General features: G+C 44.6%; 22 protein-coding genes. 13 read left to right on the top strand and 9 right to left on the bottom strand.

Going from position 1 to position 23,533, the window contains the following annotated elements; translation table 11 throughout:
* The first annotated feature begins 5 nt into the window (after nucleotides 1-5).
* The 5 genes from C3420_RS03120 to C3420_RS03100 all read left to right on the top strand — a co-directional run bounded on the left by C3420_RS03120 (nucleotide 6) and on the right by C3420_RS03100 (nucleotide 4,576).
* The gene (locus tag C3420_RS03120; RefSeq protein ID WP_004814884.1) at nucleotides 6-293 is read left to right on the top strand and encodes a YbeD family protein; all 288 of its coding nucleotides are present in this window, start codon (nucleotides 6-8) and stop codon (nucleotides 291-293) included.
* Between the two features lie 167 nt (nucleotides 294-460).
* The gene (gene lipB / locus C3420_RS03115) at nucleotides 461-1,120 is read left to right on the top strand and encodes a lipoyl(octanoyl) transferase LipB (RefSeq protein WP_005222932.1); all 660 of its coding nucleotides are present in this window, start codon (nucleotides 461-463) and stop codon (nucleotides 1,118-1,120) included.
* A gap of 75 nt (nucleotides 1,121-1,195) precedes the next feature.
* Entirely contained in the window at nucleotides 1,196-1,729 is a 534-nt protein-coding gene (locus C3420_RS03110; RefSeq protein ID WP_005222934.1) for a hypothetical protein, read from the top strand.
* 1 nt (nucleotide 1,730) lies between these two features.
* Nucleotides 1,731-2,915, top strand: a complete 1,185-nt coding sequence (locus tag C3420_RS03105) for an iron-containing alcohol dehydrogenase (RefSeq protein WP_103799681.1) — start codon at nucleotides 1,731-1,733, stop codon at nucleotides 2,913-2,915.
* 269 nt (nucleotides 2,916-3,184) lie between these two features.
* Nucleotides 3,185-4,576, top strand: coding sequence for an APC family permease (locus C3420_RS03100; protein ID WP_005222946.1), 1,392 nt, complete (start codon nucleotides 3,185-3,187; stop codon nucleotides 4,574-4,576).
* An 81-nt stretch (nucleotides 4,577-4,657) separates the two neighbouring features.
* On the opposite strand, the gene C3420_RS03095 is transcribed toward C3420_RS03100, so the two are convergent.
* The 8 genes from C3420_RS03095 to rplU form a co-directional block, all read right to left on the bottom strand.
* Nucleotides 4,658-5,047: a hypothetical protein gene (locus C3420_RS03095; protein WP_051064890.1), complete on the bottom strand. Its 390-nt coding sequence runs from the start codon at nucleotides 5,045-5,047 to the stop codon at nucleotides 4,658-4,660.
* A gap of 173 nt (nucleotides 5,048-5,220) precedes the next feature.
* Nucleotides 5,221-5,697, bottom strand: a complete 477-nt coding sequence (locus C3420_RS03090; protein WP_103799680.1) for a tRNA (cytidine(34)-2'-O)-methyltransferase — start codon at nucleotides 5,695-5,697, stop codon at nucleotides 5,221-5,223.
* A gap of 37 nt (nucleotides 5,698-5,734) precedes the next feature.
* Entirely contained in the window at nucleotides 5,735-7,108 is a 1,374-nt protein-coding gene (cysG, locus tag C3420_RS03085; protein WP_103799679.1) for a siroheme synthase CysG, read from the bottom strand.
* Nucleotides 7,109-7,179: 71 nt separating this feature from the next.
* On the bottom strand, nucleotides 7,180-8,451 hold the full coding sequence (gene serS / locus C3420_RS03080; protein ID WP_103799678.1) for a serine--tRNA ligase: 1,272 nt from the start codon (nucleotides 8,449-8,451) through the stop codon (nucleotides 7,180-7,182).
* A 100-nt stretch (nucleotides 8,452-8,551) separates the two neighbouring features.
* Complete coding sequence (locus C3420_RS03075) at nucleotides 8,552-9,307, bottom strand: DUF3298 domain-containing protein (RefSeq protein WP_103799688.1); 756 nt, start codon at nucleotides 9,305-9,307, stop codon at nucleotides 8,552-8,554.
* A 173-nt stretch (nucleotides 9,308-9,480) separates the two neighbouring features.
* Nucleotides 9,481-10,173 carry an outer membrane lipoprotein chaperone LolA gene (gene lolA / locus C3420_RS03070; protein ID WP_005222953.1) on the bottom strand — a complete coding sequence of 231 codons (693 nt, stop codon included), beginning with the start codon at nucleotides 10,171-10,173 and terminating at the stop codon, nucleotides 9,481-9,483.
* A 240-nt stretch (nucleotides 10,174-10,413) separates the two neighbouring features.
* Nucleotides 10,414-10,668 carry a 50S ribosomal protein L27 gene (gene rpmA / locus C3420_RS03065; RefSeq protein WP_004814861.1) on the bottom strand — a complete coding sequence of 85 codons (255 nt, stop codon included), beginning with the start codon at nucleotides 10,666-10,668 and terminating at the stop codon, nucleotides 10,414-10,416.
* A gap of 19 nt (nucleotides 10,669-10,687) precedes the next feature.
* A complete protein-coding gene (rplU, locus tag C3420_RS03060; protein WP_004814860.1) occupies nucleotides 10,688-10,999 on the bottom strand; it encodes a 50S ribosomal protein L21 in 312 nt (103 codons plus the stop codon).
* A gap of 456 nt (nucleotides 11,000-11,455) precedes the next feature.
* On the opposite strand from rplU, the gene sdsA reads away from it, so the two are divergent.
* From sdsA to C3420_RS03020, 8 genes are all read left to right on the top strand, one after another.
* A complete protein-coding gene (sdsA, locus tag C3420_RS03055; RefSeq protein ID WP_103799677.1) occupies nucleotides 11,456-12,433 on the top strand; it encodes an All-trans-nonaprenyl-diphosphate synthase in 978 nt (325 codons plus the stop codon).
* Nucleotides 12,434-12,448: 15 nt separating this feature from the next.
* Entirely contained in the window at nucleotides 12,449-14,491 is a 2,043-nt protein-coding gene (locus C3420_RS03050) for a site-specific recombinase (RefSeq protein ID WP_103799676.1), read from the top strand.
* A gap of 744 nt (nucleotides 14,492-15,235) precedes the next feature.
* A complete protein-coding gene (locus C3420_RS03045; RefSeq protein ID WP_071320206.1) occupies nucleotides 15,236-16,504 on the top strand; it encodes an efflux RND transporter periplasmic adaptor subunit in 1,269 nt (422 codons plus the stop codon).
* Between the two features lie 12 nt (nucleotides 16,505-16,516).
* Nucleotides 16,517-19,693: an efflux RND transporter permease subunit gene (locus C3420_RS03040; protein ID WP_071320205.1), complete on the top strand. Its 3,177-nt coding sequence runs from the start codon at nucleotides 16,517-16,519 to the stop codon at nucleotides 19,691-19,693.
* Nucleotides 19,693-21,159, top strand: a complete 1,467-nt coding sequence (gene adeK / locus C3420_RS03035; protein WP_103799675.1) for a multidrug efflux RND transporter AdeIJK outer membrane channel subunit AdeK — start codon at nucleotides 19,693-19,695, stop codon at nucleotides 21,157-21,159. Before C3420_RS03040 ends, adeK begins: the two co-directional genes overlap by 1 nt.
* A 137-nt stretch (nucleotides 21,160-21,296) precedes the next feature.
* Nucleotides 21,297-22,094, top strand: coding sequence for an RsiV family protein (locus C3420_RS03030; RefSeq protein WP_103799674.1), 798 nt, complete (start codon nucleotides 21,297-21,299; stop codon nucleotides 22,092-22,094).
* A 57-nt stretch (nucleotides 22,095-22,151) separates the two neighbouring features.
* Nucleotides 22,152-22,508: a YbjQ family protein gene (locus C3420_RS03025; RefSeq protein WP_103799673.1), complete on the top strand. Its 357-nt coding sequence runs from the start codon at nucleotides 22,152-22,154 to the stop codon at nucleotides 22,506-22,508.
* Between the two features lie 3 nt (nucleotides 22,509-22,511).
* Complete coding sequence (locus C3420_RS03020; protein WP_103799672.1) at nucleotides 22,512-22,949, top strand: YbjQ family protein; 438 nt, start codon at nucleotides 22,512-22,514, stop codon at nucleotides 22,947-22,949.
* On the opposite strand, the gene def is transcribed toward C3420_RS03020, so the two are convergent.
* Nucleotides 22,950-23,438: a peptide deformylase gene (gene def, locus C3420_RS03015; protein WP_103799671.1), complete on the bottom strand. Its 489-nt coding sequence runs from the start codon at nucleotides 23,436-23,438 to the stop codon at nucleotides 22,950-22,952.
* Nucleotides 23,439-23,533 lie beyond the last annotated feature (95 nt).

Genomic DNA, 23,533 nt, shown 5'->3' with positions numbered 1-23,533 from the left:
CTACCATGTTAGACCGTACACCTTCTCGCGAATTACAGGAACATCTCTGGGTGTTCCCGATGGACTATCCGATCAAACTGATTGGCCTTGCTGGTATTGAGTTGCATCAGGCCGTAAATGAGATCTTTGTAAAGCATTTTCCTGAATTTGATGGCAGTAAAATGACCGTTACGCCTTCACGTACAGGTAAATATCATTCGATCACTGCACAGCTCCGTTTTCTAGAACTGGAACAAGTTCATGCGGTCTATGCCGACTTAGCCGCTTGTCCGCTGATCAAAACTGCGCTTTAAACCTGATTTTGCTTCATGCCAGGTACATAAAAAAACACGCTTATGGGCGTGTTTTTTTTATGCTTATGAATTTACTGTAGACAATGACGAGCAATCACTCCCCTATCTGCCGCTGAAATCATTATAATTATTGGCAGTATTTTTTAATCTTTCCAAGGACGCACACTGTGACTGATGCGGTTCAAAAACCCTGCCTGATTATTCGTCAATATAATGACCTGACTCCCTATGAAGACCGCTTTCTGGAAATGAAAGCCCTGACTGAAAACCGTGATGAAAACACCCCGGATGAGTTGTGGATTTTGCAGCACCATGATGTCCTGACTCAAGGGCAAGCGGGTAAGCCGGAACATATTCTGATGTCATCCAATATTCCGGTAATTCAGACCGATCGTGGCGGTCAAGTGACCTGGCATGGTCCGGGCCAGCTGGTGGCGTATTTTATGTTTGACCTGAACCGTCTTGGCTGGAATGTCCGTACGTTGGTGTCTTATGCCGAAAACCTGATGATTGAGCTACTCAAGAAGCATGATATTGAAGCCTATGCCAAACCGGATGCACCCGGTGTCTATGTCAATGAACGGAAGATTGGTTCCCTCGGCTTTAAAATCCGTAAAGGTCGCAGCTATCATGGTCTTTCCTTGAATATTGACTGTGACCTGACAGGTTTCCATACCATCAATCCATGTGGCTATGCAGGACTGGAAATGGTCCGCATTAACGACTTGGTCAACAACCCGCCAAAATTTGCTGACTTGTGTGTCGAAATTATTGAAACTTTAACCAGCAGCGGTTACTTTAAGGACGTTAGCGTCGAGCAAAGATAAAGCCTTTGCATTTCAACAATAAATAAATTAGAGTAATTACTCTAAACCAATAATATTCCAGGTAGGGATCATCACGTGATTGCAACTAAATCCGTTAAACCTGCTTTGCAACAGGCCTATGTCAAACTCATGATGGATGTGATTGGCAGAGGCTTAGTCATGGCAAGCCAGGTCGATGAAGAAATCAAAAAGGAAGTTGCCCAGTTTCCGGCGAATTTCAGTCTTTCCATGAAAGTCTTCCCCCACGGCCCGGCATTTATTGCCCGGGTTACTGAAGAGAAGCAACTTGAACTCGTGAAATCTATGGACACTGCACCTGACCTTACGATCACTTTTAAGCATCTGCATCATGCCTTTTTGGTCTTTTCATTTCAGGAAAGTACCTCACAGGCCTTTGCCCATGACCGCATGATTGCCGATGGTGATATCTCTTATGCTATTCGTCTGGTGCGTTGTCTGAATAAAATGGAAGCCTTGATTTTGCCGAAAATGGTGGCACAACTGGCTGTCAAAGAATATCCAAGTAATCTCAGCCTGAAAGAAAAATTAACTGAAGCAAGCAGCATCTATTTAAAAATTGCTCAATCTTATTTGAAACGGAGTGCCTAACATGACCAAGCCTTATTATGAATTTTTCTGTCCAGTCAAGGTGATTGCCGGTCATGCTGCGCTCGAACATATTCCGTTTGAACTCTCGACTTTAGGTGCCAAACGTCCACTCATCATTACCGATAAAGGCGTACGTGCCAATAACCTGCTTGTGCCGATTGAAGCTGCTTTTGAATCGACGGATGCAGAGATTGCAGCGATTTTTGATGATGTCCCACCCGATTCGAGCTTAGGTACAGTACGTCGTGCTGCACAACTATATCGTGACAATAACTGCGATGCGATTATTGCCATCGGTGGCGGTTCAGTTATCGATACCTCAAAAGCGACCAACATTCTGGTCTCTGAAGGTGGTGATGACTTGCTTAAATATTCTGGCGCACATAACCTGCCAAAGCCCTTAAAACCATTTTTCGTGATTCCAACCACGTCTGGAACAGGCTCTGAAGTAACCATGGTTGCAGTGGTATCGGATACTGAAAAGAACCTGAAAATGCCGTTCGCATCTTATTATCTGATGCCGCATGCTGCAATTCTTGATCCACGTATGACCCAGACTTTGCCACCGCATTTAACGGCAATGACTGCAATGGACGCGATGACCCATGCGGTTGAAGCCTATACCTGTATGGCAGCTAATCCGATTTCAGATGCTTATGCCACTGCAGCAGTGAAGAAAGTCAGTGAGAATCTGTTTAAGGTGCTGGATAATCCGTCTGATGCTCAAGGTCGTCTGGAACTGGCACAAGCTTCTACCATGGCTGGGATCGCTTTCTCGAACTCGATGGTTGGTCTGGTGCATTCACTCGGTCATGCGCTCGGTGCGGTGGCTCACTTGCCGCATGGACTATGTATGAACCTGTTCCTGCCTTATGTCCTGGAATACAACAAGGAAGTGAATGGTGGCAAGATTGCAGAGCTGCTTCTGCCACTGGCTGGCCCGGATATCTATGCACAGACCCCGGGGCATCTGCGTGCCAATAAAGCGATTGCAACCATTCAGGCGATGCGTGACCGTATTTATAGCCTGACTAAATTACCACGTACATTATGTGAAACAGGCAAGGTTTCTGAGGCACAACTGGATGAAGTTGCCGAGAAAGCATTAAATGATGGTTCCATCATTTATAACCCGAAAGAAGCCACGCTGGAAGATTTGAAAACCATCTTAAAAAAAGCTTGGTAATTCCTGAAAAATAAGCGAATATAGCGAAAATTTAGAGCCTGGTGTTTTTTTAAGCATCAGGCTTTTATCTTGCATGAAAATTTCATCATCAATCATGATAATTTTGGCATATTTCATGCTGTAGTAATCTCAAAAAAATTGCTAGCAAAAATGTTCATTCTAGAGTAGATTGGCGCGCTTTTGCTTAATTTGTAGGGGGGATCGTTCGTCTCAAACGATCCTTATTCAATATGACTGATCCTTGATCAACGATTAAGAGGATAACGCCGTTGACAAATTTCTCTGGGACTCAATCGGCAGCTAAACTGCAAAAAACGCTGGGACTCTGGCACATCATTATTATCGGTTTAGCTTATATTCAACCCATGACCTTGTTTGATACTTTTGGTCTGGTATCTGAAGAAAGTAACTTTCACGTTCCTACCTCTTACATTTTTGCACTGATTGCAATTTTGTTAACCTCTTTGAGCTATGGTCATATGATTCGTCGCTACCCATCTTCGGGTTCGGCCTATACCTATGCCCAAAAATCCATCCACCCAAATGTTGGTTTCATGGTGGGTTGGTCATCATTACTAGATTACCTGTTATCACCGATGGTCAATATCATCTTGGCTGTGATTTATCTGGAAGCACTTTTCCCAGATATGAATCATTGGGTCTGGGTCATTGGTTTAACAGCGTTCATGACTGCGATTAACCTCCGCGGTGCAAAATTTGTTGCCAACTTCAACAGTATGATTGTATTTGTACAGTTGGGCGTCATTGCATACTTCACCTGGATGGTTTATCAACTTCTGGAAGGTGGTGTAAATGCAGACGGCACATTAGTCGATGCAAAGTATCAATTATGGAGTTTAGAGCCATTCTGGAATGAGTTCACCTCTGTTGCTGCCTTGATTACCGGTGCAACCTTACTGTGCTTTTCTTTTACAGGTTTTGACTCTTTAAGTTCACTGGCTGAAGAAACCAAAGATACTGAAAAAACTTTGCCTAAAGCGATTTTCTTGACTGCATTAATAGCGGGTATCATTTTCATCATCAGTACTTACTTCATGCAGATCTTCTTCCCGAATGATCCAAAAACCTACTTTGAAGATATCGCTGCAACACAGCCTGATATTTTACAAGCAGTAGGTGGTGTGGCATTTAAGACAGTGGTACTTTACTTTGCGATTGTGACAGTTATGGCTTCTGGTATTTCAGCGCATGCGGGTGTGTCTCGTCTGATGTACGTAATGGGTCGTGATGGCGTAATTAACAAAAAAATCTTTGGTCACATCAGTCCGAAAAACTACACACCGTCATACAACATCCTGATCGCTGGTGCAGTTGCTTTAACTGCTGGTTTCATGGATCTTGACTTTGTCGTGTCACTGATCAGCTTTGGTGCGTTAACTGCATTCAGTTTCGTCAACTTGTCGGTGATTTCACGTTATGCACTGCGTGATGGCCGCACGAAGAGTGCCAAAGAGATCATGAATTTTGTCGTCGTTCCCTTACTTGGCTTCATTTCAGTGTTTGCATTATGGCTAGAAGTCGACGAAGCTTCGCTTAAATACGGTCTGATCTGGGCATTTGGCGGTATCTTGTACCTGGGTTATAAGACCAAAGGCTTCAAGCACCCTGCTCCTCAGCACAATGAATTTGATGATAAATAATATCCTTCTTATTCAAATAAAAAAGGCGCTTAGTGCGCCTTTTTTAGTTCTGATTTGTTTATTTTTTAGTTCAGTTCAAAATCATTTTAGACGACAGTTAAAGCCCATGCGGGTATCAACAATATTGTCTTTATAACCAAGCCGTTCGATAAATAGATTACGATTTTTTAAAACCTCCTGACTTTCAGGACTCAAACGCGCCTTGTTTTGTACAGCCAGATGATAGGTTTCATTCACCACACCCTGGAAGATATTACACACTTCCTGACGTTTTGGTTGATTCAGAATCCGTCCGCGCCAACTCCATTCAAAATCATCTTTGCTAAGGGTTTTACCCCAAGCTTCAATACGCTCATTCAGTTGCTGCTGCATCTCTGCCATACCCTGCCTGATTTCCTCCTGAGTAAGCGGTTTTACCTCTTCTACTGGCTGTTGTGGTTCTGGCTGTGCCTGGCTTGCTCCACTAAACATTAATAAAACCGCACAACTTGCTGTGATCCACCCCTTATTCAAGTTCTTTCCCTTTTTCCATGTTCTCAACTATTTATACCGAAGATAAGCCCAATGACCAACCACTGCACAAGCCTTGTTACATAAATAAAAAAAGCCACCAATTGGCAGCTTTTCTTAAAAAAAGAAACTAATTAAAGCATTTTAAACCCCTGCTGACGCCAGGCCTCGTACACAATCACTGCTGTCGCATTGGACAGGTTCAGACTACGCGAATTCTCAGCCATTGGCAGACGGATCCAGTGTTCTTTCGGAAACATCATACGCACATTTTCTGGCAGGCCGCGTGTTTCCGGCCCCATCAATAAAGCCACAGGACGATTTAAGTCTGAAGTATGTGGGGTTTCAGAACCTTTAGTCGTCAATGGATAGACCGCATCTGCACCAATGCCTTGAGAAGCCAAATCTACCAGACATTCTTCAATATTTTCCCAGATTTGCATATTGGCATATTCATGGTAATCCAGACCGGCACGTTTTAGCTTTTTGTCATCCAGTTCAAAGCCCAGCGGCTTGACTAAATGCAACTGTGCTCCCGTATTTGCGCATAGGCGAATAATATTACCTGTATTGGCAGGAATTTCAGGCTCATATAAAACAACATGGATCACAGCTTTTCTCTACTCTTGGGAGGAGTTAAGTGGTCGTTTACGACCACTTAAGTTTTTCACGTAAACGCACCACTTCACCAATAATGGTCAAAGTTGGTGCCTGAATATGGTGCTCATTCACTTTCGATGCAATATCTTGGAGCGTTCCCACCACTACTTTTTGCTCTGGTGTGGTGCCTTTTGAGACTAGGGCCACAGGCATATCTGGACGCTGACCATGCTCAATCAATTGTGCACAGATTTTTTCCAGTCCAACCAGTCCCATATACAGTACCAGTGTCTGGTTTTCATAGACCAGTTCATTCCAAGGCAGCTCTGGTGAACCCTCTTTTAAATGGCCTGTCAGGAAACGCACGCTTTGCGCATAATCACGGTGAGTTAATGGAATACCAGCATAGGCTGAGCAGCCAGACGCAGCAGTAATACCTGGAACAACCTGGAAAGCTACGCCCGCAGCAAACAGCTCTTCAATCTCTTCACCGCCACGACCAAAGATAAACGGATCACCGCCTTTTAGACGACAAACGCGCTTGCCTTCACTGGCATATTTTACCAGTAAGGCATTGATCCCTTCTTGTGGCACTGCATGATTAGATCGTGCTTTACCAACGTAGATCTTCTCTGCATCACGGCGGCACAAGTCCATGATTGATGCAGAGACCAGACGATCATAAATCACCACATCGGCTTGTTGCATTAAACGCAATGCTTTTAAGGTCAAGAGTTCTGGATCACCAGGACCTGCGCCAACGAGGTAAACCTCACCTTTTGGCTTTTGCCATTCCAGTAGTGCCTGTTCAATCAGATGATCAGCTTCAGCCAGATTGTCATTAAACACCTGTTCTTTCAAAGGACTAGCATAAAGCTCTTCCCAGAAAATACGGCGTTCATCTGGATTAGCAATCTTGGCTTTTACCGCGCTACGCCACTTCCCAGAGAATTCAGCCAGTTTACCCATACCATGTGGAATGGTGGTCTCTAGCTGGGTACGAATCTGACGGGATAACACCGGTGACGTGCCATTTGATGCTACCGAAATCACTAGCGGTGAACGGTCAATAATCGCCGGAACCATAAAGCGGCAATGCGGTGGATCATCTACACTGTTCACCAGAACATTTTCAGCTTCACAGGCATTAAAGACCTGACGGTTGACTTCAGCATCATCAGTCGCTGCAATCACCAGACGATAAGAGCGTAATGGAATTTCAGGATTGAAAGGTGCCTGAACATATTGGCCAGCAGTTGCTTGAATAATCTCAAGCAGAGCTGCTTCAATTTCAGGTGCAATTACCGAGATAACTGCGCCTGCTTTCTGTAGCAATACCGCTTTCCGGTACGCAATATGTCCACCACCAACAATCAGACAGGGTTGCTGCTGCAACTTTAACGAGATTGGGAAAATATCCACGAAAAGCCTCAAATATTTAGATCTGACTGTCTAAGCAATTTTCATGCACATTTTGGTGCATACACCGATATTTAGTCGATGTAAGTTGCACCACCCATGTACGGACGCAATACTTCAGGGATCTCAATTGAACCATCTGCACGTTGGTAGTTTTCCATCACAGCAAGTAAGGTACGACCCACTGCCAGACCTGAACCATTTAAAGTATGCACAAATTCAGTTTTCTTCTGGTCGGCCCGGTAACGCGCTTTCATACGACGTGCCTGGAAATCACCCATATTTGAACATGAAGAGATTTCACGATAGGTATTTTGGCTTGGTACCCAAACTTCCAAATCATAAGTCTTGGTTGAACCAAAGCCCATGTCACCGCCACACAGAATGATCTTACGGTATGGAAGGCCTAAAGCTTGCAAGATACCTTCTGCATGACCAGTCAAGTCTTCCAGTGCCTGCATAGAATCTTCAGGTTTTACGATCTGAACCATTTCAACTTTATCAAACTGGTGCTGACGGATCAGGCCACGGGTATCACGACCATAAGAGCCCGCTTCACTACGGAAACATGGCGTATGTGCAGCATATTTCAATGGCAGGCGGTCGGCATCAATAATTTCATCACGCACGAAGTTGGTTACTGGCACTTCAGCTGTTGGAATCAGATAAAATTCTTTTTCGCCTTGCAGCTTGAACAGGTCTTCTTCGAATTTGGGTAACTGACCTGTGCCACGTAGCGAATCAGCATTTACTAAATATGGTACATAGGCTTCGGTATAACCATTTTTGGTGGTATGCGTATCCAGCATGAATTGAGTCAACGCACGTTGTAGACGCGCTAAAGGGCCTTTAAGAACGCTGAAACGTGAACCAGTCAATTTAGTTGCTGTTTCAAATTCCAGACCGCCCATCATTTCACCCAGGTCAGTATGATCTTTGATTTCAAAATCAAATTCGCGTGGTGTACCCCATTTCAGGATTTCCACATTGTCAGACTCATCTTTACCTTCAGGAACAGATTCATCTGGCAAGTTTGGAATAGACAGGGATTTTTCTTCCAGTTCAGCTTGCAATTCAGCCAGTGCTGCTTCTGCTGCTTTAATTTCATCGCCAATTGCAGACATGCGTGCCATGATTTCAGACGCATCGCCACCAGCTTTTTTGATTTGGCCAACTTGTTTCGCACCCGCATTACGCTCAGCTTGTAGCGATTCAGTTTTAGACTGAATTTCTTTACGGCGAGCTTCAAGTGATGCCCACTCTTCGACATTCAGTTGAACACCACGTTTTGCCAAGGCTAAATTTACAGCCTCAATATTATTTCTGAGTAATTTCGGGTCGATCATAGCCAATCTTTAGATAAGAAAAAAACTGGCTATAGTGTAAGCTCTTAACGGCAAAAAATACAGTGACCTGGTGAATGGCTGCGCCTTATTAGCACAATATTTAAAGGGTTGTTTTTGGCAAAACGGATAAATATTCAGGTCGGATGATCCCGTTTAATGCCGTATAAGGTACTTTTAATTCTACCATTGCACTTGTGGACTTGCTCAACTCACCTGCTGGATAAATCAGTACCAAGCCTTGACTGTTAAAATAATAATTGTCACTTAATTCCAATTGCTTTGATGTTACTTGGGCACGATCCAACCAGTCTTTGTTTTCTTGATACAAGCTTTGTTTTAACTTTCCTTCAGTATTGCCCAGCATGATTTGATAAAGAGCCAGACGCTTCTTTTGCTTAAGGTCCAGATTGACGTATTCAGTATGAGATTGTGGCTGTGCTGCACGTTTAGGCTGATGAGCAGTTTTGAATATAAAAGTCACCAGATGACCATGCTGATTCAGGTAACTGGCCTGAATGGAACGCTGCTCAATAAATTTCGGCTGATCCTTTACTTTGATTTTATCAATGCTTACTTTCCTAAAGGCAACTGGTTCTGTACGCTGGATACGCTCTAGAAAATACTGGTCAATCCAAGCCATATTGGTATCTACAGTTTGCAGATCAAAGCGCACACAACGCTCTACTTCGCACACGACCTGATTAACACCTTTAACCGGAATGGTTTTGGATTGTATTTGCCCTGCTTCTTCTGTTTGCGCAGATGCATTGACTGAGGGCGTTTGAGGCTGACAGGCAAACAACCCAATATTTAAACATAAAATACAGCTAATCCAGCCGGTTTTAAATGAAGTCATTTTCATCCTAAGCACCTGAAATTTCATAATTTCATTGACTTGACTTTTGTTTATTCTAAAACGCCTGAATCTCCAGATATAGGCAAACCTTGTAATATCTCCAAATCCATTTCTATTATTGGCAAATAAAAAGCAACCCGAAGGTTGCTTTTTTATTTTGCTGATATTGATGCTTATTGATCAATAATGTCCGTTCCTTTAGGCGGTGTGAAATTAAAGGTAGATGCCGGAATGCTGGCATTCACTTTCACATTGCTAAAGTTGATATAAGTGGTTTGACCCAATGAATCTTCCAGAATCATCAGACTCGGTGCCTTGTTAGCGCCAAAGCTAATCGTCAGGCTTTCAAACACACCATCACTTGCCTTTGGATACAGCTTGTAATAGGTCTTGCCTTTGTTTGGCTGTGTCACACGATAAGACTGCATGATCTGGTTGGTATTTCCAGAGAGCAATAATGCTGGTGTATTGGAGACTTGTTCATCCAGGCTCTGACGAACGGCTTGCTGCAAGTCTGGGTCATAGATCCAGACAGTTTTTCCTGTGGTAGCAATTGTCTGTTTCGAAGGTGCCGTAGTTTCCCAATAGAATTTACCCGGACGCTGCACTTTCATCACACCACGAAAGGTCTGGTTCATGTGCTGGGCGCTCAAACCCTTTTTCTGAGTTGCTTTCGGATTGGTAATCTTGGTGGTTTGCTCAAAGTTTGCCGTTAAGCTACGGATATTACTGAGCTGCTTCACCAGATTGGCAGTGGCTTGCTGCTCCGTCGCTGCAGTTGCGGCAAATACAGTCGTGCTCATGACAGGAGCCAGTGTTGCCGCACCGATTGTTATGGCACATACAGTTTTACGAAGCATATTCATAATCTCACCTTTTTGTATTTGCATATCGCTATGTATCTAATGGCTCATCTTAAACGAATTTCAAAAACTAAGATGATAGAAAATAAGAAGTTTTGTATTGTTATTAATGCAAAATCCCTGCTTTTGTTCATCATGATGAAGATGAACGTTTATTCTTCAGCCATATGTTTCAGACTAACTCGTCAATCTTCAAGCATAAAAAAACCCACAGAATCTGTGGGTTTTTTCTATTGTCGCAGATTATGCTTCAACAGATACGTAGCGACGACCGAACTGGCCTTTCACTTCGAATTTTACTACGCCATCAGCAGTAGCAAATAAAGTATGGTCACGGCCCATACCTACGTTAACACCAGCGTGGAATTCAGTACCACGTTGACGAACGATGATGTTACCTGCAGTTACAGTTTGACCACCGTAAACTTTAACACCTAACATCTTAGGATTCGAATCACGACCGTTCTTAGTCGAACCACCGGCTTTTTTAGTTGCCATGTCTCATTACTCCTAGTAATTAGCCTGAAATGCTAGTAATTTTCAACTCGGTAAACCATTGACGGTGACCTTGTTGTTTACGGTAGTGCTTACGACGACGCATTTTGATGATGCGGATTTTGTCGTGACGACCATGGCTAACTACTTCTGCAGTTACTTTAGCGCCAGCTACCACTGGAGCACCGATTTGAATGCTTTCACCGTTTACAAGCATCAACACGTCATCAAAAGTAACAGTTGCGCCAGTTTCAGCTTTCAATAATTCAACTTTAAGGGTTTCGCCCTCAACTACACGGTGCTGTTTACCACCGCTTTGGATTACTGCGTACATAATGTACTCCAAATATGCCCGTGTCGTCGTGCCGATAAAGGGATATACCGGTCTTAAAACGTACGCCACTGGGGGTTATACAAGGGCAAAGATTTTAAGGGATATTCGTATAAACAACAAGCCATTTTATAGAAATATTGATGAACGCATTTATCCATCTCTTTGAGATTATACTAATTTTAGTAAAATCAGACACTCATGCAATTTTTCGCTACAAAAATCAACAGAGCCGGACGGTTATTTTTGAGTAGTATACTGAGCCACAAATTTCAGAGTACATGATCCGTAGAGGTAAATCGATAGAGTACAGTCAGCCACCAGAATCGGGCTGGATGGATTATATTCATCACAAAAAACTGATTTTTAGTGGAGTTTGTACGTTTCTTATGTTTCATGGATGTTATAAATTGTTAAACTATCGACTTGAGATTTACCAAACTAGAGGTTTCCTTTCACATGACCATCGACTTTAAGCAAGATATTCTCGCTCCTGTGGCACACGACTTTGCTGCGATGGACACATTCATTAATGAGGGGATTACTTCGAAAGTTGCCTTAGTCATGGCAGTGAGCAAACATGTGGTTGAAGCCGGTGGCAAGCGTATGCGCCCGATTATGTGTTTACTTGCAGCCAAAGCCTGTGGTGCAAATGAGCTGGATCAGCATCGTAAACTCGCAGCGATCATTGAAATGCTACATACTGCAACGCTGGTACATGATGACGTCGTGGATGAGTCCGGCCTGCGCCGTGGCCGTCCAACTGCCAATGCGACCTGGAACAATCAGACAGCTGTGCTAGTGGGTGATTTCCTAATTTCGCGTGCCTTTGATTTGTTGGTCGACCTTAACAATATGACCCTGCTCAAAGACTTCTCTACGGGTACCTGCGAAATTGCCGAAGGCGAAGTTCTGCAACTGCAATCGCAACATCAGCCAGAAACCTCAGAAGAAACCTATTTGAGCATTATTCATGGCAAGACTTCTCGCCTGTTTGAACTGGCGACCGAAGGTGCCGCTATTCTTTCCGACAAGACTGAGTTCCGTGAACCGTTACGTAAATTCGCCGGTCACTTCGGTAATGCTTTCCAGATTATTGATGACATTCTGGACTATACATCTGATGCTGAAACCCTAGGTAAAAACATCGGTGATGACCTGATGGAAGGCAAACCGACCCTGCCATTGATTGCTGCCATGAAGAATACTACAGGTGAATCACATGAAATTATCCGTCGCAGTATTGCAACGGGCGGAACAGATCATTTGGCAGAAGTCATCAAGATCGTAAATGATTCTGGCGCCTTGGATTATTGTCGCCAGCGTGCAACTGAAGAAACCGAAGCTGCGATCGCTGCACTGGATCTACTGCCGGATTCTGAATACCGTCAGGCGCTGATTAACCTAGCCAAACTTGCGCTTCATCGCATCCAATAGATACCTACCTCGCCTATGCATATTAAGTTTCTCGATATTTTCCAAAGCATGCAGCAACAGCTTGAGCAGCCTCAGGCAAAGCTGGATGAAAACCTGTTAATTGAACTCGTGAATCGTATACGACCAATAGACAGCAAGAATACCGAAGAAATAGAAGAAAAATTTCAGGCGTTTTTACAGTCTTTACTGATCACCCCCAATGCGGTTTCTACCCTGCAGACCTTTGTGCTGCGCGTGATTAACCGCTACAAACAGACCAGCCTGTTTTCTGATACAGGTATTTTATCCTTGGACGGTTTCTGGAATCAGCTCAATCAGCGTATTGGTGCACATATTCTGCCCATGATTCCGGATGATAAAAGCTTGCAGGAACTGATGCGTCGGGTATTTCATGAACGCAGTGACCGCTACTGGCTCGACTATCTGGCCGATGAAGACTGGCTGCGACTGTTTAGCGTGATGAATCAGGGTCATTCTAATCAGCCTGAAAAAACCCGGATTAAAGATGAACTGATCAAGGCACTGACTATCCTGTCATATCGCGTCAGTGGTATTGCCCTGCATCCTGAATTTATCAATGCCCAGCCTGAACTGATGGAATATGAATCGCCTTTTCTGATTCAGAACCGTGAGATCAATGAATTTATCCAGGAATATAAGAAGCGCTTTAATAATGTAGAACTGGTGGATTCAATCCTGCCACCAGACGCTTCCCAAGCTCTGGTCATGCTGGAGCAGTGTCACGATGTTGTCGCCAAAATTCGCCGCTCTACCAAACGGATTGGGGTCAGTGTCAGCCTGACCTATATGCTGGCCTTACTGGAACAGTGTCTGGAACGGATTGAAATCCTGCTGAATATGGTGCTGGATGATGATAACCTGCGTTATCAATCCATTGGCCTGTTTATCGCCGATATTACCGAAGCAATTTATAGTGAACGCAGTGTGCGTGCCTTACTGACTACCAATAGTGAACTCCTGGCTTTACAGGTGACTGAAAATGCCAGTAAAACCGGTGAACATTATGTAAGTACCGACAAGCAGGGCTTCCTGGCCATGTATAAGGCCGCAGCGGGTGCCGGGGTCATTATTGCCACTATGGCTACCCTGAAGATACTTATGGCACGTGTCACCATGGCACCGCTCATGCAAGCTTTTAGCTACAGCATGAATTACTCACTGGGCTTTATGCTCATCCATGTGCTGCATTTTACTGTAGCAACCAAACAGCCCGCGATGACCGCAGCTGCACTGGCTTCTACCGTACAACAGCGTAAAGGCTCTAAAACCGCGCAAATTGCTGAACTGGCCGCGTTGATCGTAAATATTATCCGGACCCAGTTTGTAGCAATCCTCGGGAATATTTCGATTGCCATACCCGTTGCTGCCTTGCTGACCTTTATGTGGGATGCAGCCCTTCATGAACCTTTAATGAATCATGCCAAAGCGGCCAAGACCTTACATGACCTGAACCCGTTTACTTCACTTGCGATTCCACATGCTGCGATTGCCGGGGTTTGTCTTTTCCTGTCTGGCCTGCTCGCAGGTTATTTTGACAATATGGCGGTATATCGTAAGGTCGGACCACGTCTGAAAGCCCATGCCCGTCTGGCTAACCTGATGGGACAAGAGCGTTTAAACAAATTTTCCGAATATATGGAACGTAATTTGGGAGCCTTGGGGGGTAACTTTATTTTCGGGATCATGCTCGGCAGTATGGGCACTATTGGTTTTATTCTCGGTATGCCGCTGGATATTCGTCATATTGCCTTTGCTTCGGCCAACTTTATTCAAGGACTGATAAATATTAATGGGCCTGATATTGGCCTGGTGGTGGTGTCGTTTCTAGGTGTTCTACTGATTGGTCTGACTAACCTGTTTGTCAGTTTTAGTCTGACCATTATTGTGGCATTACGTGCACGTCGGGTGCGTTTCGAACAATGGAAACCACTGGCGAAACTGGTCATGACCCACTTCCTGACTCGACCGAGCGATTTCTTCTGGCCACCAAAGCAAGATGTTGATATTGACGAAAATCATACAATCAGCAAAGGTTGAAACTGAGACAATTCTTGTTGATTTATCAACAGAATTACCTAATAAAAATATGGATTTTGTATAAATTACGCACACTTGAAAAAAAGTGTACTGACAAGTACACTTCAGGACAGACGGTTAACCGCTATCATGTCGGTTAGAAAGAACAAGGATATCTGGCATGCCCTACTTGTTGCTTTTTGTCGGTTTTTTTATTTAATTTTCAGTGTGTTCGTTCTTCTTGATTCAGTTTATAGCAAGTTTGATTTGCTGATTGCTGAATAAATAAAGTACTACACAGAGATCTGTCTGTATTAAATAACCGCAGCCATAAGGTGTCTGTATGGCATGCCATTTGTATTACTTTTAACCATCTGCTGGTGTATTGCCCCAGTTTGGTATAAAAAGTATGCAAACTTAATTTTATATGTATCGGAATTCTTGGAGGATTTATTCTCAAATGGCGACTTAAAATTCTCATTGCCTCAGTATGGCCTTCTGGATATTTCATAAATTGAACAATACAGATTGCCCATTCCAGTTATGTCGCTTGGTGATTTACATCAGCCAGCAATATCTTCCTCATAAACTGATGGTGTGATGGGCATAAGAATTTTAAAAAACCTTTGGTGAATATAGTTTCCTCCAGAAGTAATCGCCGACCGGAGTATAAGTTTTATTTGGATCTTGTCATTGTATTTAATTTTTTAAATACAATAAGTTACAAATAAAAAATTTAGATAAAAATCTAATCGAGGTGGAACAATGATGTCTGCAAAGCTTTGGGCACCTGCCCTGACTGCTTGCGCATTAGCAACAAGTATCGCGCTTGTTGGCTGTAGCAAAGATCCTAAAGAGGGCCAGCAAGCTGGTGCTCAACAGCAAATGCCACCGACTGAAGTTGGTGTGCTGGTTGCACAGCCACAAAGCGTTGAGCAGTCTGTTGAACTCTCAGGTCGCACAACAGCATTTGAGATTTCAGAAGTACGTCCACAGGCGACTGGTGTCGTGCTAAAACGCTTATTCAGCGAAGGCAGCTATGTCCGTGAAGGTCAGGCGCTGTATGAAATCGACTCTAGTACTAACCGTGCCACAGTGGACAATGCTCGTGCAGCAATTGCACGTGCTGAGGCAAATCTGGGCGTGTTACGTGTTAAAGAAGGTCGTTACCGTCAACTGGTTGGTACTAACGCGATTTCCAAGCAGGAATATGATGACATTGTAGCGCAGGTTAAACTGGCTGAAGCTGATTTGAATGCGAACCGTGCAACATTGCGTAATGCTCAAATTAACTTAGGCTATTCAACTGTACGTGCGCCAATTTCTGGTCAGACTAACCGTTCTTCAATCACTGCAGGTGCGCTGGTAACTGCAAACCAGCCAGAGCCGCTGGTAACCATTCAGCGTCTGGATCCAATCTATGTAGATATTAATCAGTCAAGCGCGGAATTGCTGCGTCTGCGTCAGCAGTTGAGTAAAGGTGACCTGAACAGCTCTAATAACACACGTGTGAAGTTAAAACTGGAAGATGGCAGCATCTATCCGGTTGAAGGCCGTTTAGCATTCTCTGATGCCAGCGTGAATCCAGAAACTGGTACAGTGACACTGCGTGCAGTATTCCCGAACAAGAATCACCTGTTGCTACCAGGTATGTTTGCTACTGCGCAAATCGTTCAGGGTGAAGTACCAAATGCTTACCTGATTCCTCAGGCAGCATTAACACGTACGCCTACCGGTCAAGCTATGGCGATGCTGGTGGGTGCTGATAATAAAGTGACTCCACGTCCAGTAACGACAGTCGGTACTCAAGGCAGCAACTGGATCGTGACTGAAGGTTTGAAGCCGGGTGATAAAGTGATTGTAGATGGTATTGCGAAAGTAAAACCGGAACAACAGGTCGTGGCTAAACCTTACCAGCCTCAAGCTGCTGCACCACAGGGTGCTGCACAACCCACTGCCCAACAACCTGGTGCAGCGCAAAAAGCGGATGATGCAAAAGAACAATCTGAACAAAAACCTGCTGCCAAAGCATAAGGAGTAAGGTTTATGGCTCAATTTTTTATTCATCGTCCTATCTTTGCCTGGGTGATTGCACTGGTCATCATGCTGGCAGGTATTTTGACCCTGACCAAAATGCCGATTGCCCAGTATCCAACCATTGCACCGCCTACAGTTACGATTTCTGCGACTTATCCAGGTGCATCTGCTGAAACGGTCGAAAATACTGTAACTCAGATCATCGAGCAGCAAATGAATGGTCTGGATGGTCTGCGTTATATCTCATCTAACAGTGCGGGTAACGGTTCTTCGTCTATTTCCTTGAACTTTGAACAAGGTGTCGATCCTGATATCGCACAGGTTCAGGTTCAGAACAAACTACAGTCTGCGACTGCACTTCTTCCTGAAGATGTACAGCGTCAGGGTGTGCGTGTTACCAAATCAGGCGCCAGCTTCCTGCAGGTATTGGCTTTCTATTCACCTGATGGCAGCATGAACGCCGATGATATCAAAGACTATGTAAATTCGAACATTTCTGAACCTTTAAGCCGTGTGGCTGGGGTGGGTGAAGTTCAGGTCTTTGGTGGTTCTTATGCTATGCGAATCTGGCTTGATCCAGCCAAAATGGCGAGCCTGCAAGTCACGCCAAGTGATATTGCGACTGCCATTCGTACCCAGAATGCTCAGGTCGCTGTGGGTCAGCTCGGTGGTGCACCAGCTGTTGAAGGACAAGTTCTGAATGCGACTGTCACCGCACAAAGCCTGCTGCAAACTCCAGAACAGTTCAGCAATATCTTCCTGAAAAACACCACTTCAGGTGCTCAAGTCCGTCTGGGCGATGTCGCACGTGTAGAACTAGGTGCAGACAACTACCAGTTTGATTCGAAGTTTAACGGTAAACCGGCTGGTGGTGTGGCAATTAAACTTGCCACTGGTGCTAACGCACTTGATACAGCCCAAGCAGTAGAAGAACGCTTAGAGCAGTTACGTCCGAACTATCCGCAAGGCATGGTCGACCAACTGGCTTTTGACACCACGCCATTTATTGAACTGTCGATCAAGAGTGTAGTTAAAACGCTGATCGAAGCAATTATTCTAGTGTTCCTGGTCATGTTCCTGTTCCTGCAGAACTGGCGTGCTACCATTATTCCAACCATGGCAGTTCCAGTCGTGGTATTGGGTACCTTTGCGGTGATTAACGTTTTTGGCTTCTCGATTAATACCCTAACCATGTTTGCCATGGTACTGGCGATTGGTCTTCTGGTCGATGACGCGATTGTTGTGGTCGAGAACGTCGAACGGGTCATGGTGGAAGAGCATCTGGATCCGGTTTCTGCAACTGAAAAGTCGATGAAACAGATTTCTGGTGCACTGATTGGTATTACCTCGGTGCTATCGGCAGTATTCGTTCCAATGGCTTTCTTCGGTGGAACCACCGGGGTTATTTATCGTCAGTTCTCGATTACGCTGGTCACAGCAATGGTCTTGTCGCTGATAGTGGCATTAACCTTTACCCCTGCCCTATGTGCGACCCTGCTGAAACAGCATGATCCGAACAAGCCGCAAAGTAATGGTATATTTGCGCGTTTCTTCCGCTGGTTTAATAGCAGTTTTGACAAGGTTTCTGTGAAATATCAGGGCGGCGTCAACCGTATGACTCACAGCAAGATTTTCTCAGGCGTGGTGTATGCCGTGGTACTGGGTATTATTGTGCTGTTATTCCAGAAACTGCCTTCTTCGTTCTTACCGGATGAAGACCAAGGTGTCGTTATGACGCTGGTTCAGTTACCACCAAATGCAACACTGGAACGTACTGACAACGTGGTTAACACCATGACGAATTATTTCTTGGAAAACGAGAAAGAGCATGTCGAGTCCGTGTTTAGTGTGGCAGGTTTCTCCTTTACCGGTGTGGGTCAAAACGCAGGCCTAGCGTTTATTAAACTGAAAGACTGGTCAGAGCGTAACAGTCCGGAAGCTCAAGTCGGTGCCATTATTCAACGTGGTATGGCGTTGAACATGATTGTCAAAGATGCATCTTATATCATGCCATTGCAGCTTCCTGCGATGCCTGAACTTGGTGTATCGGCTGGCTTTAACTTACAGCTCAAAGCTGCAAGTGGTCAAAGTCATGAGCAACTTCTGGCAGCACGTAATACGATTCTGGGGCTGGCAGCACAAGACTCGCGTCTCGCTGGTGTGCGTCCAAATGGTCAGGAAGATACTCCACAGTACCGTGTCATTGTCGATCATGCACAAGCCGGTGCACTCGGTGTCAGTGTTGCTGAAATTAACAGCACCATGAGCATGGCGTGGGGTGGTTCGTACATCAACGACTTCCTTGACCGTGGTCGTGTGAAAAAAGTGTACGTTCAGGGTGAAGCCAGCTCTCGTATGATGCCGGAAGACCTGAACCAGTGGTATGTTCGTAACAACCGTGGCGAAATGGTTCCGTTCTCGGCATTCGCAACGGGTGAATGGACTTATGGTTCGCCTCGTCTGGAACGCTATAATGGTGTATCTGCGATGAACATTCAGGGTACACCGGCACCGGGCGTGAGCTCAGGTGATGCAATGCGTGCGATGGAAGAAATCATTGCCAAGCTTCCTGAAATGGGCATGCAAGGTTTCGACTATGAATGGACTGGTCTGTCTCTGGAAGAACGTGAGTCTGGCGCACAGGCACCATTCTTGTACGCGCTTTCACTGTTGATCGTGTTCCTGTGTCTGGCTGCATTGTATGAAAGCTGGTCAATTCCATTCTCGGTTCTTCTGGTTGTACCACTAGGTATCGTGGGTGCATTACTATTGACCTTTGGCGGTATGATTCTGTTTAAAGACCCGAACCTGTCGAATAACATCTACTTCCAGGTAGCGATTATTGCCGTAATTGGTCTTTCTGCGAAAAACGCAATCTTGATTGTGGAGTTCGCCAAAGAGCTGCAGGAACAGGGCGAAGAGTTGTTTGATGCGACCCTGCATGCGGCAAAAATGCGTTTACGTCCAATTATCATGACCACTCTTGCCTTCGGTTTTGGTATACTTCCACTAGCACTTGCTTCAGGTGCCGGTGCGGGTAGCCAGCACTCCGTCGGTTATGGTGTCCTTGGTGGTGTAATCAGTTCGACTCTTTTAGGTATCTTCTTTATTCCTGTATTCTACGTGTGGATTCGAAGTATCTTTAAATACAAACCAAAACAACAAAATCAGGAGTACAAGTCGTAATGCAAAATATATGGTCTATTACAGGTCGTAGCATTGCGGTATCTGCCCTCGCGCTTGCTTTGACTGCATGTCAAAGCATGCGTGGCCCAGAGCCCGTTGCAGAGGCAAATATCCCAAGCAGTTATACCAATGCTTCAGGTACTTCTGTAGCAGAACAGGGTTATAAAGAATTCTTTGCTGACCAGCGCCTGTTACAGGTACTGGACTTGGCATTGACCAATAACCGTGATTTGCGTACTGCCGCATTAAACATTCAGCGTGCCCAACAGGCTTATCAGATTTCTGAAAATGACCGCCTGCCAACCATTGGTGCGAGCGGCAGCGTGTTACGTCAGGATACTGGCAGTAACAACCCGCAAAGCCGTGGCGCTGTAACGACTTATAATGTCGGTCTAGGCGTAACTGCATTTGAGCTGGATTTCTGGGGTCGTGTGCGCAGCTTGCGTGACAATGCACTGGATACTTATCTGGCGACTCAAAGTGCGCGTGATGCGACTCAGATTTCTCTGATCGGTCAGGTGGCCCAAGCATGGCTGAGTTACTCATTTGCCAATGCCAATCTGGCGCTGGCTGAGCAAACGCTGAAAGCCCAGCTTGAATCTTACAACCTGAACAAGAAACGTTTTGATGTTGGGATCGATAGCGAACTTCCAGTACGTCAGGCGCAAATTTCTGTTGAAACTGCGCGTAATGATGTTGCCAACTATCGCACCCAGGTGGCTCAGGCACAAAACCTGCTAAACCTGCTTGTGGGTCAACCTGTACCGGCTAACCTGTTACCGGCACAACGTGTTACCCGCATTACCTCTAATGCAGCACTAGGTGCTGGCTTACCAAGTGACCTACTGATTAACCGTCCGGATGTACGTGCAGCTGAATACCGTCTGTCTGCGGCAGGTGCCAATATTGGGGCTGCCCGTGCACGTCTGTACCCAACGATCAGTCTGACGGGTTCTGCAGGTTTTGCATCTGCGGATCTGGGTGATCTGTTCAAATCTGGCAGTTTTGCGTGGTCTATAGGCCCAAGTCTGGATATTCCAATTTTCGATTGGGGTACACGTCAGGCCAATATTCGTATTTCTGAAACAGATCAGCAAATTGCGCTGTCAGATTATGAAAAATCCATTCAGACTGCATTCCGTGAAGTGAATGATGCCCTGGCGGTACGTCAGAATATTGGTGACCGTATTGCTGCTCAACGCCGTCTGGTTGATGCGACTAACACGACTTACCGCCTGTCTCTAGCACGTTTCCGTGCCGGTATTGACAGCTATCTGACTGTACTGGATGCACAACGTGCTTCATATGCAGCGGAACAAGGTTTGTTATTACTTGAACAGGCGAATCTGAACAGCCAGGTTGAGCTGTACAAGAGTCTTGGTGGTGGTTTGAAAGTTAACACTTCAGACACCGTACCGTATCGCCCGTCTGTGACCGAACAGCGTCGTGCCGAACAGGCAAAATAAGCTTAATCTCTTTTTCAGAAAAGCTCACTTCGGTGGGCTTTTTTTATACGTTGGTCCAATAGCCGATATATTTTATTGAATCAAGAAATCTGTATACTCAATTGGATGAGACTTAACACTTTATAAAATGTAAATCGATGAAAAAAATATTGTTATCTGCCTTGGTAAGTTCAATTTTCTTAACCGCATGCCAACAAAAAAATACAGTAGATTCAAAACCTGAACCAACAGCGGAAACCGTCGCTGAAAAAGAAAGCTTACCGTTGATTAAGGCTAAAACTGAACGTGTACAGCTCAGTAAAAATGAAGTATGCCATCCAGCCAGTGAGGATGAGTTTGCCAGTTGCACTAAATATCATCTGCAAACAGTGAAAACGAATGTAAATTGGTTAAACCAATATTTTTTGGAGCGTTTACAAAAAGACCATGCTGAAGCTTTCGACAAATCACCTGCTGTAGAGGTCACTCTTGATCCTGAAATGCCATCAACCAACTACAGTACCACTGCTGTACGTTATATCGGTCAGCATTACAATATCGCAAACTTTACATACTTTTCCGAATATCACCCAGCAGGCGCTGCACATGGTATGCATCATAGTGACTACGTTATTTTTGATCTCAATACCAAGCAGCGTTTAAGCCTGAATGATATTTTGGCACCTGCAAGCAAAGAAAAACTCAAAACTGAACTTTACGAACATAATCGTGAGTGGCTTGAACAACATCATATTGAGCAAAATGCATTTGAAGTAAGTGATAATTTCTATTTCAATGCCAATGGAATTGTATTTGTCTATCCATTGTATGAATTGGCTTCTTATGCAGAAGGTATTACTGAACTTGAACTTCCCTATTGGTCAGCTCAAGGGGTGATCCAAACAAAGTATTTACCCCAGCTGCCTGAGTCATCTGAAGAAATTTATAATGACTAAACTATCTATTTTAAGTGTAATAATAATCAAAGTATTTTTTCTAATTTAGGGATATGAATGTTACTCAGCAATCTGGAATCTGTACCGGGACATACCATTCGCCAGCAAATCGATGTGGTCTATGGCAGTACTGTGCGCAGTAAGCATGTTGGACGTGATTTACTGGCCGGCCTGAAAAATATTGTCGGTGGCGAGTTGACCGCTTATACCGAATTACTGGAAGAATCCCGTCAGGAAGCCATGAACCGAATGATTGAAAAAGCTCGCAGTATGGGTGCCAATGCGATTGTAGGTATCCGTTTTTCTACCTCAAATATTGCCCAAGGTGCTTCTGAACTGTTTGTTTATGGCACAGCAGTCATCGTTGATCCGGTCATGCCTAAACTGCCTGATCCATTTCCACAGGCGAACTAATGCATGGATGGATTGATTGTACAGATTGTCATTTTCGCCATTCTGTTCAGCGTGGGTTTCGGTTTTGGTCGCTATAACGAGCGCAAGCATCTGCAATATCTGGATGAGCAGGAACAGCGTTTAGCTTATATCCGGGTCAATAATAGCCGTTTTAACGAATCTACATTCCCCGGTCATATGATCAGCAGCAATGTGGTCATTTCACATGATTACTTTAAATATGCGATTGCTAATGTGCAAAACATGTTAGGTGGTCGTTTGACCAGTTATGAGAGTGTCGTTGAACGGGCACGACGTGAAGCTATAGTACGGTTAAAACTGGAAGCAGAAAAAATGGGCGCTGACCAGATTATGGGAATCCGCCTCAGTACGACTGAACTTGGCATGCAAGGCGGTATGGTTGAAGTCTTTGCTTATGGCACTGCAATTCAGACCAAGTAATTATGCTTCTGCAAGCTTCTCTACAAATAGAATTCCATTCAGGTGGTCAATTTCGTGCTGTACAATTCGTGCCGGAAAGCCTTTGAACACTTGAACCATTTCATTTCCCTCTAACGTAAAATAACGTACCTGAATCTCTTCTGCTCGAACTACCTTCCCTCTTCGCTCGGGCACACTTAAACAGCCTTCCTCACCCAAGACTTGCGTAGCTGAGGCACTGATAATCTCCGGATTGATCATGGTCACAGCATCCATATACGGCGCATCCGGATAACGTAAATTGGGCCGTGATGCGACAATAATAATGCGTTTAGAGACATAAACCTGCGGTGCTGCAATGCCCACGCCCTGACGGTGCTGCATGGTTTCCATCAAGGCGCTGTTAAATTGCCGCAACCAGTCACTGTCAAATTCAGCCTGTGTGACCGGACTGGCAATTAGGGTTAAAACGGCCTCACCTTGCTGTGCCACTGCTAAGGTATTTGTCATCACGCTATCCTGTAATTTTTTCATCTAACTCTATCTTAGAAGGAAAATTACAGAATGAACACCATACTAAAATGAATAAATACGTCTAAAAAAGA

The organism is Acinetobacter sp. ACNIH3 (genome assembly GCF_002918965.1).
Lineage (GTDB): Bacteria > Pseudomonadota > Gammaproteobacteria > Pseudomonadales > Moraxellaceae > Acinetobacter > Acinetobacter schindleri.
Note: the sequence above shows the minus strand (reverse complement) of the source record. Positions and strands in the feature narration are given on the sequence as shown.